Annotated in this window: 8 protein-coding genes and 4 pseudogenes; 10 read left to right on the forward strand and 2 right to left on the reverse strand. The window is 42.9% G+C overall.

The features are described 5' to 3' along the window. Positions 1-118 precede the first annotated feature (118 nt). The 5 genes and pseudogenes from JCM21738_RS17850 to murC all read left to right on the forward strand — a co-directional run bounded on the left by JCM21738_RS17850 (position 119) and on the right by murC (position 7,714). Positions 119-433, forward strand: coding sequence for a thioredoxin family protein (locus JCM21738_RS17850; protein WP_023626948.1), 315 nt, complete (start codon positions 119-121; stop codon positions 431-433). An 89-nt stretch (positions 434-522) separates the two neighbouring features. Then, positions 523-1,315: pseudogene (locus JCM21738_RS17855) on the forward strand (DUF1444 domain-containing protein). A gap of 385 nt (positions 1,316-1,700) precedes the next feature. Next, positions 1,701-4,916: a DNA translocase FtsK gene (locus tag JCM21738_RS23965; protein WP_023626950.1), complete on the forward strand. Its 3,216-nt coding sequence runs from the start codon at positions 1,701-1,703 to the stop codon at positions 4,914-4,916. Positions 4,917-4,999: 83 nt separating this feature from the next. After that, positions 5,000-6,099: pseudogene (locus JCM21738_RS17865) on the forward strand (nicotinate phosphoribosyltransferase). 314 nt (positions 6,100-6,413) lie between these two features. After that, positions 6,414-7,714 (forward strand): annotated as a pseudogene (gene murC / locus JCM21738_RS17870) (UDP-N-acetylmuramate--L-alanine ligase). Positions 7,715-7,957: 243 nt separating this feature from the next. On the opposite strand, the gene JCM21738_RS17875 reads toward murC, so the two are convergent. Beyond that, positions 7,958-9,073: an aminopeptidase gene (locus tag JCM21738_RS17875; protein ID WP_023626953.1), complete on the reverse strand. Its 1,116-nt coding sequence runs from the start codon at positions 9,071-9,073 to the stop codon at positions 7,958-7,960. 294 nt (positions 9,074-9,367) lie between these two features. Between JCM21738_RS17875 and JCM21738_RS17880 the strand changes: the two genes are divergently transcribed. From JCM21738_RS17880 to ytxJ, 4 genes are all read left to right on the forward strand, one after another. After that, positions 9,368-9,847 (forward strand): DUF948 domain-containing protein, encoded by a 480-nt coding sequence (locus JCM21738_RS17880; protein ID WP_023626954.1) that lies wholly within the window; start codon positions 9,368-9,370, stop codon positions 9,845-9,847. 20 nt (positions 9,848-9,867) lie between these two features. Further along, the gene (locus JCM21738_RS26165; RefSeq protein ID WP_243463069.1) at positions 9,868-10,020 is read left to right on the forward strand and encodes a hypothetical protein; all 153 of its coding nucleotides are present in this window, start codon (positions 9,868-9,870) and stop codon (positions 10,018-10,020) included. After that, complete coding sequence (locus tag JCM21738_RS17885; protein WP_052019782.1) at positions 9,990-10,349, forward strand: YtxH domain-containing protein; 360 nt, start codon at positions 9,990-9,992, stop codon at positions 10,347-10,349. The genes JCM21738_RS26165 and JCM21738_RS17885 overlap by 31 nt, the downstream gene beginning before the upstream one ends. A 96-nt stretch (positions 10,350-10,445) precedes the next feature. Next, positions 10,446-10,775 carry a bacillithiol system redox-active protein YtxJ gene (gene ytxJ, locus JCM21738_RS17890; protein WP_023626956.1) on the forward strand — a complete coding sequence of 110 codons (330 nt, stop codon included), beginning with the start codon at positions 10,446-10,448 and terminating at the stop codon, positions 10,773-10,775. Between the two features lie 24 nt (positions 10,776-10,799). Here ytxJ and JCM21738_RS27505 read toward each other — a convergent pair. Next, positions 10,800-12,950 (reverse strand): annotated as a pseudogene (locus JCM21738_RS27505) (cell division protein). Between the two features lie 380 nt (positions 12,951-13,330). On the opposite strand from JCM21738_RS27505, the gene JCM21738_RS17900 reads away from it, so the two are divergent. Continuing rightward, positions 13,331-14,404: a bifunctional 3-deoxy-7-phosphoheptulonate synthase/chorismate mutase gene (locus JCM21738_RS17900; protein WP_035209810.1), complete on the forward strand. Its 1,074-nt coding sequence runs from the start codon at positions 13,331-13,333 to the stop codon at positions 14,402-14,404. The last annotated feature ends 66 nt before the right edge of the window (positions 14,405-14,470 follow it).

Here is a 14,470-nt window from a genome sequence, read left to right on the forward strand (position 1 = left end):
CTTGCGCTTTTCTTATTTCGCCAGCTTATTGTGGCTTAAAGGTCAGATTAGTTTCTTTTTTTTCAATGCATGGTTAAAATAAGGAAAGTACAATGAGATTTTCCCGGGAGGTATTCTTTTGAAAAACTTGGAATCAATGGAACAGTTCGAAGCGTTGAAAAACGATGGTAATCATATATTTTTATTCACTGCTGGCTGGTGCCCTGACTGCCGTGTAATCGAGCCGGTATTGCCTGGAATTGAAAGCAAATACAGCGAATACGAATTCATTTCTGTGGATCGTGATGATTTCATCGATCTTTGCATCCAGCTGGATGTATATGGCATTCCGAGCTTTGTCGCTTTTGAAAACGGCACGGAGCTTGGCCGATTTGTCAGTAAGAACAGAAAGACCCAGGCTGAAATCGAAAACTTTATTGAAGGTCTTGCCTAATTAATCATTTCCCTCCATCTTTTGAGGCGGAGGGAAATTTCATGTAAAATAAGTTGCAGAAACTCCTGGAGAAATGGAGGGATAAGACAATGGATAGCAGAAAAATGCGGAAAGAGCTGGAGAATCGTCTTCAACATCCTGACCGGACTTTTTCCTATGACCGGGAAAAGGATCAGTTGAGAATTGAAAATAAAAATACTGGTCGCGGAATCACCATTGCCTACCGGGGATTATCGCCAAATGGCAGGATCATAAGGAAAAAGCGATTGATGAGGTTGTCTATTATGTATCAGAAGGCCTGAATGCGATGGAGAGCCAGGCCGAGCTGTCAGGAAAGGAAAAAAATATTTTCCCTGTCATCCGTTCAACGTCATTTCCATCAGAGGCAGAGGAAGGGATACCATTCCTTTATGACCATCATACCGCAGAAACAAGGATTTATTACGCTTTGGATTTAGGCACTACATACAGGCTGATTGATTCAAAGCTTTTGAAAAAGGAAGGATGGTTAGCGGGACAGGTCCGCGAGACGGCTTTGTTCAATATCCGTTCACTCTCCGTAAAATTAAAAGAGGACCGTGTTGCTGATAACACATTTTATTTCCTCAATAGTAATGACGCTATGATGCCAGCAGGATTTTGAATACAAGTTTTTTAAATGAAATGAAGAAAAAGATGAAGGGAACCATGACTGTTGCCGTTCCCCATCAAGATGTTTTAATCATCGCCGATGTGGAAAATAACACAGGTTATGATATTTTGGCCCAGATGACGATGAGCTTTTTTGCGAGTGGAAGAGTGCCAATTACTGCCCTAAGCTTCCTATATGAAGATGGAGAATTGGAGCCAATCTTTATTTTAGGTAAAACAAAAAAGGAATAGTAACGAAAGAAGCGAAAGCCCGGAATTAACGGGCTTTTTTCCATTGTCTAGTTACAGCGCCTAGCCAGTTTTCATCCCTGAGAGTGCTTCCTCGAGTATCTTGCGAGAAGCGTTAGCTTTGAGCAGCTCGAGACGTTTCGGTCCTGCCAATGAAGTCAAAGAGCGACTTCACTGTCAGGCCCTCCAACGCTTGTCGGGGCTGACCAAGGCGCTTGCACTTTCCTTTATGTACATATGATGTCATGTTTTGTAAATAACTGAGCCTAAAGTTGATTGTTATTGAAAATTTCTTCTCGTAAAAAATGCTCATTCTTTCATTTTATCTCGAAAAATATTGATTTACTGTTAAAATAATAATGAAATGCGAAAGAAAGAGTGATTTATATTGAGTTGGATTAAAAAGATTTTTAGCGTGTTCCAAAACGATGATGAATTTAATGATATGGAACAAGATCAACCTGTTTCAAGGCCATTAAAAAAAGAGCAGAATGAAAAAAGGGATATAGAGGCAAAGGTACTATACCAATATCCAAAAGGTCAGTTCCGTTTTCCATTGATACCGGATGAGAAGGCAGCTCCTGAAAAATCCACTCCGGGAAAAGGTCGCCCAGAAAAGGTCAGCCAGGTTGGTGAGATTAAGCCGTTCATTAAAGAGCAAGGTTCACTGAGGATTAAGAATGAACGGCAAGCAGAAAGTGAGTCCTTCCATAATAAACGCCGAGATCCAGCCGTGGATGCCCGGAGTAAAGTCAAACGTGATACTGCAAGAGAACCAAATGAACTATACAAGCCTAAAAAAACCGTGGAATCTGCACCGAAGTTTCATTATGAAACTCGGAAAGACAGCGGACCGAAATTTCGGCAGCCTTTTAAACCAACCGAAATCCCGTCCCCTATTTATGCATTTAACAGACCTCCTAGAAAAAGTAAGACCCAAATGGACCTGGAGGATGTTGAATATGAACTGGCTGGTTTTGAAAAGGGTCAGAGCAGTGCAGTTGAACAATTACAGCATAATGACATAAATATCATGTCGCAAGCAATGGATTTAAAGGAAGTTCCTGTTTCAACAGAAGTTCTTGCTTTACCAAAAGTTCATGATGAGGCAGTGACGCAAGATATATACTTAGAAGATGATCTTGCTGAAACACAGGGCCTCAAGGTAACTGAAGTCGATGAACAAGTAGAACAACCAGAGTTGGAAACAGAGGCGCTTGATATCATTCTCAATAACGACAATGAACTGGAATTTGTTTCTCAAAATGAACATATAACTGATGCAGAGCTTGAGCAGGATGTCATAGAGGCAGAAGTAACCAGTTATCAGCCTGACCCGGGAGATCCAGGATCAATAGGTTTTCAAAATACCCAAGAAGAGACTGATGCGGTTAGTTCTCAAAACAGATCTGAAGATACAGAATCCATAGACTCTCATTGCAACTTGGAAGAGACAGATTCACAACAAAGCCAGGAAGAGTATGAAGCATACCGCTATCAAAAACACCGGGAAGAACTAACTGTTCAGCCTGTCGGTAATGCTGAGGTACAAAACACGGAAACGGAAGGATCTTTTGAGGAAGCAGAGCCGGAACACACTCCTGACTCTGCCCCGACTGTAGAGGATAAGCCTGCAGAGCCAAAAAGGCAGCTTCCATTCAATGTGCTTATGCTTAAGCAGGACAAGAGGAAGTGGAGAGAGCGGAACACGTCTAAATATCCATCCTTTATGACTGAAGGAAGAAAGACAAGCGAACGCCAAACACATCCTGATGTTGATGCACCTTCTTCAGATGTTAGCGGGCAGAAAAATCAAATGCTAGAATACGAGTTGTCGGCAGACAGCAGTTCATCAGGTGTTCTGACAGTTCAGCAGGAACAACAATCAGCTATACATCAGGAACCTCCATTAACTGTCCAACAGGAACATCAACCAGCTGCCCAGCAGGAAACTCTAATAGTAGCAGAAAATACGTCGGGTGCCATAAACCACCAGCAGGACACTTTATCAGTTGAAGTTAGTCCGGTAACAGGCCCTTCTAATAGAGAAAAGCCAAGACAAGCACAACCGGCAGCGGTGAATTCAACTTCTATGCCAATGAGCAGTCAGTTCGAGCGGGAACCAGTCCAATCGAATGATCGAGAAGCGGCCATACAGCCAGAAGTCCAACCAGCCGCAGTATACGACTTTCCGCCACTGGATCTTTTGAGCCCGCCTGTTTTCAAGGCCCCTGATCCTGAATGGCTTTCAGAGCAGGAGCATATGCTCAATGAGACATTAAGGAATTTTAATGTAGGCGCCAGGGTGGTCAATATGACACAAGGACCATCGGTTACCCGTTTTGAGGTACAGCCGGAACCAGGCGTTAAAGTCAATAAGATTACGAATCTATCAGATGATATCAAACTAAGTCTTGCTGCGAAGGATATCCGGATCGAAGCTCCAATACCAGGAAAGCACACCATTGGGATTGAAGTGCCGAACCATTCGAGCAGGCCGGTATTATTAAGTGAAATATTACAGTCTGCAGGTTTTATGGATCTAGAATCACCGTTATCAGTGGCCCTGGGACTTGATATTGCCGGAAATCCAATCGTCACTGATCTGAAGAAGATGCCGCACGGTTTAATTGCCGGTGCCACTGGATCTGGAAAGAGTGTCTGTATCAATACGATGCTTGTCAGCCTGCTTTATAAAGCACATCCAGATGAGGTGAAGCTGCTGCTGATTGATCCGAAAATGGTTGAATTGGCACCTTATAACCGAATTCCTCACCTTGTCAGCCCGGTGATCACTGATGTAAAAGCAGCGACAGCCTCGCTGAAGTGGGCAGTTGAGGAAATGGAACGCCGTTATGAATTGTTTGCACATACAGGTGTCCGCGATATAGGCAGATTTAATGAACTTGCCCAGAAGCAACGCAGGTTTTCTGATAAGCTCCCGTATATCGTCATTGTGATTGATGAGCTGGCAGATCTGATGATGATGGCTCCAGGCGATGTGGAAGAGGCTATTTGCCGGATTGCCCAAAAGGCACGGGCTTGCGGGATCCATTTGATCATCGCGACACAGCGTCCATCCGTCGATGTCATTACAGGCTTGATAAAAGCGAATGTTCCTACAAGGATTGCCTTCTCTGTTTCCTCACAGGTGGATTCAAGGACGATCATTGATATCAGCGGGGCAGAAAAGCTTCTTGGCCGCGGGGATATGCTATTCCTGGAAAATGGGTCATCAAAGCCATTCCGTCTGCAGGGAACCTTCGTTACTGATAATGAGATTGATGACATTGTGGCATTTGTCAGGGAGCAACGGAATCCCCAATACTTGTTTGAACAAGATGAACTGCTCAAGAAGGCCCAGGTGACGGAAGACGAAGATGAACTTTTCTACGAAGCATGTGGATTTGTCATCGACCAGGGCGGCGCTTCAACATCAAGCGTCCAGCGCCGTTTTAAGATCGGCTATAACCGGGCGGCCAGACTGATTGAGATGATGGAGCAACAAGGATTCATTTCTGAGGGCAAGGGCAGCAAGCCAAGGGATGTCCTGATTACTGCTGCGGATCTTGAGGCCCTCCAGGAAACTAGTACATTCAATTAATAAAAGGTATTCTTTATTAGCATGTACTTATAATAAGGATAAATGACTATAGATGTTGGGTTATTATTGAAGGAGCTTTTTGGATGAAAGAAATCGAATTGAAAATACAAGGAAAAATCAGCCGTCTGACCAATCATACATTTAAATTTGATGAAAGGATCCGGGACGGTTGGTTTTCAGCCGTGTATTTTCTTAAAACTCGAGAGCTTGTAAAGAAATATCATGAAGACAATATTATCACGATGCAGTTTTTCCAGAAGGACGAAGCAGTTCTGTGCGGGACTGATGAAGTAATCGCCCTGGTAAAAACGTTTGCTGACCGTCCTGAGGAACTGGAGATTCATTCACTTAAAGATGGAGATAAAATTTCCCCGTTTGAAACAGTCCTGACCATTACAGGACCATACCAGAGTTTCGGTTACCTCGAGGGTATCATTGACGGCATCCTGGCAAGAAGAAGTTCTGTCTCGACAAATGTTTATAATGTCGTAAAGGCAGCAAGCTATTCAGGACAGCAAAAGCCAGTCATTTTCATGGGAGACCGTGACGACCATTATACAACACAGGCTGGTGACGGTTATGGGACTATATAGGTGGGGCTACTGCCCAGGCCACACATGCGATGAATGAATGGTGGGGCAAGCATGGCATGGGTACGATGCCGCATGCACTGATCCAAATGTTCAACGGTGATATCGTCGCAGCCACCCAGGCTTATCACGAAACCTTCCCAAATGATGATTTGATCGCTCTTATTGATTATAATAATGATGCGATTACCGACTCATTGAAAGTCGCAAGGGAATTTGGGGAAAAGCTGAAGGGTGTCAGGGTTGATACTTCCCGTACACTAATCGACCAGTATTTCCTTCGAAACCAGCACTTGCTTGGAACATTCGATCCTCGCGGAGTGAATGCAGAATTAATTTTCGCACTCAGAAAAGCGCTTGATGGCGAAGGATTTGACCATGTAAAAATTGTCGTGAGCGGCGGCTTCAGTGAAAAAAGGATCGTGGAGTTTGAAAAGCAAAATGTACCAGTCGACATGTACGGTGTAGGCGGCAGCCTTTTAAAATTGAAAATTGGTTTTACTGGTGACAATGTCATGTTGAACGGGAAACATCAGGCGAAGTCAGGCAGAAAGTACAGGCCGAATCCCCGATTAGAAAAAGTAGAATTTTAAAAAGTTTGAAAGCAACTAATAAAGGGAATATGTATTTTTATTCATCATTTCGGTCTTAACCATTTGCTTTGCTATCATTATTTGTGCAGGTTTTAAAAAAAAGCTGCACTTTATGGAAACAGATTCTTTATGGAAACAGATTAATGAAACTGTGTTATTTACCGTAATGATGCTATAATGATTGAATACATGAAAGGCAGATACTATCCGCATTGTATTTTGCGCTGTTTTATAACGAGAAATTGGCGAAATGAGCAATTCAGGATATCTGTCATATACTGTGTTACATACAGACGTTGTTGGAGGTTCTTTATATGACTATTTACCATTTTGTAGGTATAAAGGGGTCTGGAATGAGTGCGTTAGCTCAAGTTCTCCATGATATGGATTATCAGGTACAGGGCTCCGATTATGATAAGCACTTTTTTACCCAGGTGGCTCTAGAAAAATCTGGAATAAAGATCCTTCCGTTTGATAAGGAAAATATACAGCCTGGGATGACGGTCATTGCAGGCAATGCCTATCCGGATACTCATGAGGAGATTCAGGAGGCAATGAAGCTAGGTCTTCCAATCATCAGATATCACAGATTCCTTGGTGATTTCATGCAAAACTTTACTAGTGTTGCGATTACTGGGGCTCATGGGAAAACATCGACTACAGGTTTGCTTGCGCATGTGATGAGGGGCGCCAAGCTACATCATTCCTGATTGGCGATGGCACTGGGAAAGGTGACAAAGATGCTCAATACTTTGTATTCGAAGCATGTGAGTATCGCCGCCATTTCCTTTCGTATTTCCCTGATTACGCAATCATGACGAATATCGACTTTGACCACCCGGATTACTTTGCCAATATAGAAGACGTTTTCTCTGCTTTCCAGGAGATGTCATGGCAAGTCAAAAAGGGTATCTTTGCATGCGGTGACGACGAGCAGCTGCAAAAAATCCAGGCCAAGGTTCCGGTTGTATTTTATGGTTTTGGCGAAGAAAATGACTTCCAAGCTCGCAATATCGTCAAGTCAACTGAAGGCACTACATTCGATGTTTTTGTCCGGAATAATTTCTATGACACATTCTCGATTCCGGCTTATGGTGACCATAATGTCCTGAACTCGCTTGCTGTCATCGCTTTGTGCCATTACGAAAATATTGAATCAAAAGTGATCCAGTCTCAGCTTGAAACGTTCGAGGGCGTGAAGAGGAGATTTTCTGAAAAGAAGGTTGCAGACCAGGTGATCATTGATGACTACGCTCACCATCCTACAGAAATTAAAGTAACAATCGAAGCTGCTAAGCAGAAATATCCTGATCGTGAAATCGTCGCGGTTTTCCAGCCGCATACCTTTACCAGGACGCAAGCTTTCCTGAATGAGTTTGCAGAAAGCTTAAATAAAGCAGACATGGTTTACTTATGTGAAATCTTTGGTTCAGCCCGTGAGATTCATGGAAAGCTTTCGATTACAGATTTGAAAGAAAAAATCGACGGCGCAGAAATCATCACCGAGGATAATATATCACGTCTGAAAAAACATGGAAATGGAGTCATCCTATTCATGGGTGCCGGTGATATCCAGAAGTTCCAGGAAGCATATGAAAATCAATTACAAGTGTAAAGAAAAGCGAAAGCGCCTTGGTCAGCCCCGACAAGCGCTGGAGGGCCTGGCAGTGAAGTCGTACTTTGACTTCATTGGCAGGACCGAAGCGTCTCGAGGATTTAGGAGCGCAGCTAGACAAGCGTCTGGAGAGGCTGGGCGCTGGAGTTAAACAATTCTCGGAGTTAAGAATTTATACTTTCCTATACAGTAAAAAGGATGCGGCCATTTGGTCCGCATCCTTTTGTATGTTCTCTAGCTCACTTATTTAAGGTTCTCTGGGTTCAAGCCTTCAAGTTCTGGAATGACAAAGCGTCCATCTTTGCGAATCAGTACGTCATCGAAATAAATCTCGCCGCCGCCATATTCAGGGCGCTGGATATTGACCATATCCCAGTGAATATTTGAATGGTTGCCATTGAATGCATTCTCATAGCATTGTCCAGGTGTGAAATGGAAGCTTCCATCAATTTTTTCATCGAACAGGATGTCTTGCATCGGATGGAGGATATATGGATTCACGCCAATCGCAAATTCTCCGACAAAACGAGCTCCTTCATCTGTATCAAAAATCTTATTAATGCGCTCTGAATCATTTGCGGTCGCTTCAACAATTTTTCCATCCTTGAAAGTCAGCTTCACATTTTCAAAAGTGAATCCCTGGTAAGGAGATGGTGTATTGTAGGTAATCATGCCATTGACTGAATCACGAACGGGTGCCGTGTAAACTTCACCATCAGGGATATTCAGCTCACCGGCACATTTTACAGCTGGGATATCTTTTATTGAGAAGGTCAGATCAGTTCCTGGTCCGGTAATCCTTACCTTATCTGTACGGTTCATCAGATTTGCAAGGCTGTCCATTGCCTTGTCCATTTTTCCGTAATCCAGGTTGCAGACGTCGAAGTAGAAATCTTCGAAGGCTTCAGTACTCATCTTCGCAAGTTGTGCCATTGCTGAGTTAGGGTAACGCAGGACAACCCATCTCGTTTTTGGAACGCGAATGTCCCTATGTACCTTCTTGCCGACAGTATTGCCATGGATCTTCATTTTATCTGCCGGAACATCAGCGTGTTCATTGATGTTATCTCCAGAACGAAGGCCAATGTAAGCATCCATTTTACTCATCACATTTGCTTCAAATTCAGCAATCATGTCAAATTGCTCCTGCTGGGCTCCCATAAGCAATGAACGGTCCACCTGGTGGTCCTTCAATGATACGAATGGGTATCCGCCAGCTTCGTATGCCTCTTTCACTAAAGCCGTAACAAGCTCACGCTGGAGACCGAAGTTTTCAATCAGTACCTTTTCTCCTTTTTGAAGCTTGACCGAATAATTGATAAGGTTTTTTGCCAGTTTTTGAATACGTGGATCTTTCACCGATATCACTCCTATGTATTAAAATAAAGCACATAACCATATTGTAACCGAAACGACGGTGTTTGTGCTCTTTTCAATGCAGGAAACTTCCGAGAGACATCTCCGCAAAAGTAGAAGCAGTTGCAATGGCCGAAGTCGAGTGGCGGAACTTTGTGCTGGAATTTAAATTTGTAGAAAGATATTCTTATTCAGGAAGGAAAAGGGTATGCTTATATTGAAATACATATTAGACAAGGTGGTTTACGTCGCTTGCTGCGGGGTAAAATGTACATATGCTAACGGAGGTGTTCAACAGTGGAAATTATTTTGTACTTAAGTGTTGCTGTAATAGCAATTGCATTCTTGGTTTTGGTAGTTTCGTTATCCAAAACACTAAAATCTCTACAAACAACTCTAGACAGTGTATCAGGCACACTTGATGGCCTGGAGAAGCAGTTGGATGGAGTGACGCGTGAAACAACGGAGCTTCTGCACAAAACTAATAATTTGGCCGACGATATTTCCAGAAAATCTGAGAGCTTGAACGGTGTCGTTAATGCTGTGAAGGATGTAGGGAATTCTGTTCAGAGATTCAATCAATCTATTCATAATGTCCAAACAATGGTGGACCTTCAGATTGATAAAAATAAGGACAAGATTTCTCAGGTTGTTCAATGGAGTAACGTATTCCTTGAGTTGAGGGATAAGTGGCAATCAAAAAAAACAGCCAAGATTGACCATCAGCTAGAAGGCGAAGAGATGGTAACTAGGCAGCGTGAACGTGTTCGGTATTAATGAAAGGTGGAGATAGAATAATGAACAGAGAACAAAGCCAATATGATGTAAACGAACAGATGAGAGAGGACAACAATAATAATTCCAGGGATTTTGTTGCTGGAGCTATTGTTGGCGGGCTAGCCGGGGCTCTTGCGCACTGTTGCTTGCTCCTAAATCAGGTAAAGAATTAAGAGGAACGCTTAATGAGCAAACTTCTTCGCTTAAGACCAAGAGTGCAGATCTTGCCTCTGTGGCGAAGGAGAAAGCAAGCGGCCTGAAAGACACTGTTTCACAGCAGTCTTCTATGATTGCCAATAAAGTGAAGGACATGAAGAACAAGAGCGGAAATACTTCAGAGAACACGGAAGTTAACGAAGGCGAACTTCAAGAAGTACCAACTTCCATGGCAGAGACAAGCTCAATGGAAAACACACATACTGCTACTGGTGAAGAAATCCAAAGGAAGCTTGAAGAAACGCAAAAAGCTTTCGATGATACTGAAAACAAGCTGAATCAGTAAGTTTGTCAATGAAACGGTGAAGTGGTAAGATAACTTCACCGTTTATTTTTTATAAAAAAAGCCAGGGTTAAGAGGCTTATAAAAGGAGAGAGTAGGATGAAAAAGATTGATTCAGTCGAACAATTTGACAATCTTGTCGATTCCGGTGAAACATTCTTCATGCTGAAGCACAGCACGACTTGCCCAATCAGTGCGGCCGGATATGATGAATTCGCGAAGTTCGAAAACAATGGGAACGATAATTTATATTATCTGACAGTCCAGGATTCGCGTGATCTATCCAACCATATTGCCGAGAAGTTCCATGTTAAACATGAATCGCCGCAGGCTATTTTATTTGTGAATTCAGATGTTGCATGGCATGCTTCTCATTTTAAAATCACCGCAAAATCATTGGCGGGTGCTAAAGAAGAAAATGTAAAGTAAAAAAACATCCAAACAGGATGTTTTTTACTTTAGACTTATTGGGCTTTCAAAGATAATATTAAGCTCATCACCGGGTGCAAGGCGATCGTCAAACGCTGCTTTTTCTCCGTTCCTCAATAGGGTGAATCCGCGGCTGTCTTTAGGGATATCAACCTGTGCAAAGTTGAATAAGTCCTGTAAGATAAAAGGCTGGACATTCTTTTGTTTAGTGGTTAGATGATCGCCGCTATGTATGCGTTCGTCCAACCCTAGCTTAATGCCCTCTCGTATGAATTCAACCAATTCCTGTTCCAGCTGGAGTTGCTGGCCGTTGAAGAAGATCGGCATTGATTCAGTAACTGGTATCTCCAGTATTTCCGCCAGCCTTCTAAGTGTAGGTTCCGCTCCTTTTTCAAAGCGGATGTCATCTAGATGGTCAACATTATTATGCAATTTTGCTGCTAAGCCGTTTACATAAATCTTCCAGGTGAACTCAGTGATCTTGTGTTCAACAAGGTCAATCTTTATAAAAAATGGGCGAGTGTCATTAAGCAGTTCTGCGAGTTTAAGCTCCTTTAGGACTCCTTCGACAGTGTCGGCCATGTCAAAAACGATCTCGTCCCTGTCCGCAACAGGCTGAGACATCGAAGCAGGAAAGCTATTGCAGGTCAAACCTGAGCTAACTTCAAATCTTTGACCATTGATAATGACAGTCTTGGGAGGAAGCTCACCGATCAAGTCACCAAGTGTAAGCTCTGGTCTGGCCCCATCCTCTCCCTTTTGGACAGTTAATTTATCTCCTCCATTTACCTGATCATCGAATGAACAAGGTAAATCATTTTTCAATAATACGGGTTGTTGGCCATGCTTGCCTGGTATGGTCACATTTTTGCCGTTCAGGCTGACAATCATGGCAAGCCCCGGTCTGCCGTAAAGCTTGTTCATTTTAATCCCGGCAGCCAGCAGACAGTCTCCAACGGTCAATTTGCTGACCTCGAACAGTCTTACCGGCTGGCCGTTCACATGAACTGTATGATATTGAACAGGAGATTGCTTTGCTGCAATGGCAATTCCGATTGGCGTCACAAGTTCAGGACCTTTGGTTATATGTGGCGCGAATGATACAGAGTTAATGGCATCTAGCCACGGATGGCGACCCTGTTTTCAGGCAGGTTCAACTTTGTGGCAAGCTTCTGGCAGATCAGGTGTAAGGCTTCCGCCTCCAACAAGCATCACTGCTTTAGGCGATTTATTGCCGTTTAACCTCAGGATTTCTTCTCCGATTGTTTCTGCCAAACGGTCAATTGCAGGGGCGATACGTTCAACAGCTTCATCCTTGCTTATCACTGTTTCAAAGCCAAGTATGTCTGTAATTGAGATTGATTGATTTTCAAGCAGATCCCGCTTTGCTTTTTCAGCAAGAGGGAAGTCTAGTAAAAACTCATCACTAACCGCTTCAGTGATTTCATCTCCCGCTACTGGGACCATTCCATAGGCAATTACTGTCCCTGAGTCGGTGAGCGCGATATCGGATGTTCCTGCTCCTATATCAACAAGAGCGACATTCAATCTTCTCATTGAGGCAGGGATCAGTACATTGATCGCAGCGATTGGTTCAAGAGTAAGAGCGTCCATTTCAAGACCAGCACGGTCTAAAGCAGATAATAGTGATTCAACGACAACTTTTGGCAGGAAAGTCGCGATGATTTCCACGGATGCTTCATTACCTCGCTGGTCAATCAGGCTTCCGATTTCTTCTCCATCAAGCTGGTAATAAAGTACAGAGTATCCGACACAATAATAGTGATGTTCATTGTTTTTTTCACCAGCAACAGCAGCTTGTGCCAGCTGGACTGCACTTAATTCAAGGTGGAGGATATCCTGCTTTGAAAACATCGGGTTGCCTGAAATATCGACTACAGCTTTTGATTGTTCAGTTTTCAGAGCACGGCCAGCTGCAGCAACACAAACCTTTGTTAATGGCCCATGGGTAACTTCCAGTGCCTCTTTAATTTCAGTGATGATTTCGGATACTGACAAAACATCATGGATTTGGCCATCCAGCATCGATCTTTCCTTGTGTTCACGGACAATGATGTCGACGGCTTCATAATATCCATCAGATTCTTCCAGGATGATTCCCACTACAGACCTGGTTCCAATATCTAGCGCAAACAGTTTATTATTCACATGCAATTCATGCACCCTCTAACTTAAGTTCTCATACGATGCTTTATCACTTAAAAGCGTTTAATTATTAAAGAATTTTTGCGTGACAATCAATATTTTTTCAGATATAATTACCTTTATCATATTATACAGCTTGATTCATAGCACATTAGCTGCATTTTATTACATCTGGCTTCTATTCTATTATCGGCTTTGAAGTGACATTGCTTTAGGTTCGGAGCCGCAGAAAGCTGATTTTATAAAAATTGCACCATCAGAAGTGTAGGTGCAGCAAAAAAGATCAGATTATACGCATTTCCAGATGCAGTTAAAGTAATGGTTGTCTCTTTGTTTGAAAAAGTCTTAGGGTTAGGACTAAAATGAATTTCGAAAGGACGGGACAGAAAATGAGTAAAAATCTTGACCAGCTTAGAAATCGTGTAGATGAATTGAATTTAGAGCTTTTATCATTAATTAATGAAAGAGCCCTGCTCGTCCAAGAAATTGGCCGTGCAAAAGAAACTCAGGGTGTCTACCGTTATGACCCTGTGCGTGAGAGAGAAATGCTTGATTTGATCAAGGAAAAAAATAACGGTCCTTTTGAGAATTCAACAATAGAACATATTTTCAAGGAAGTATTTAAGGCTGGCCTTGAACTTCAATCAGATGACCACCGTAAAGCTCTTCTTGTTTCCAGGAAGAAAAAGCCTGAGGATACCATCATTGACATTAAGGGCTTAAAAATCGGCGATGGCACACCGGATTTTGTTTTCGGTCCTTGCTCAGTTGAATCATATGAACAAGTGGCGACTGTGGCTGAAGCAGTTAAAGCGAAGGGCTTCAAGCTGCTGCGCGGCGGAGCTTTCAAACCCCGGACTTCACCTTATGACTTCCAGGGTCTAGGGATAGAAGGACTTAAGATTTTAAAGAGAGTCGCAGATGAATATGATCTCGCTGTCATTAGTGAAATTGTCACACCTGCCGATATCGAAATAGCTGTTGACTACCTTGATGTGATCCAAATCGGCGCCCGCAACATGCAAAACTTCGAGCTTCTAAAAGCTGCAGGAGCCGTTAACAAACCTATTTTACTAAAACGTGGACTTGCCGCCACAATCGAAGAGTTCATCAATGCGGCTGAATATATCATGTCACAGGGCAATGGCCAGATCATTCTCTGTGAGCGTGGAATACGGACTTACGAAAGGGCAACAAGGAACACACTTGATATCTCTGCAGTGCCAATTCTGAAAAAAGAAACACATCTTCCAGTCATGGTTGATGTTACCCACTCTACTGGCAGAAGGGATCTGCTGCTGCCTGCAGCCAAAGCTGCACTTGCAATTGGGGCAGATGGAGTAATGGCAGAGGTTCATCCAGATCCAGCAGTAGCTTTATCCGACAATGCCCAGCAGATGGACCTTAAGCAGTTTGATGAGTTTTTAGAAGGATTAAAAAACACTCCATTTGTGAGAGTATAAAGTTCTGAAACCTTCCTTTTACCAGGAAGGTTTTTTTATTTAATAGGAAATTGGAAATTATAAAAT

This window comes from Mesobacillus boroniphilus JCM 21738 (assembly GCF_000517385.1).
Taxonomy (GTDB): Bacteria; Bacillota; Bacilli; order Bacillales; family Cytobacillaceae; genus Mesobacillus; species Mesobacillus boroniphilus.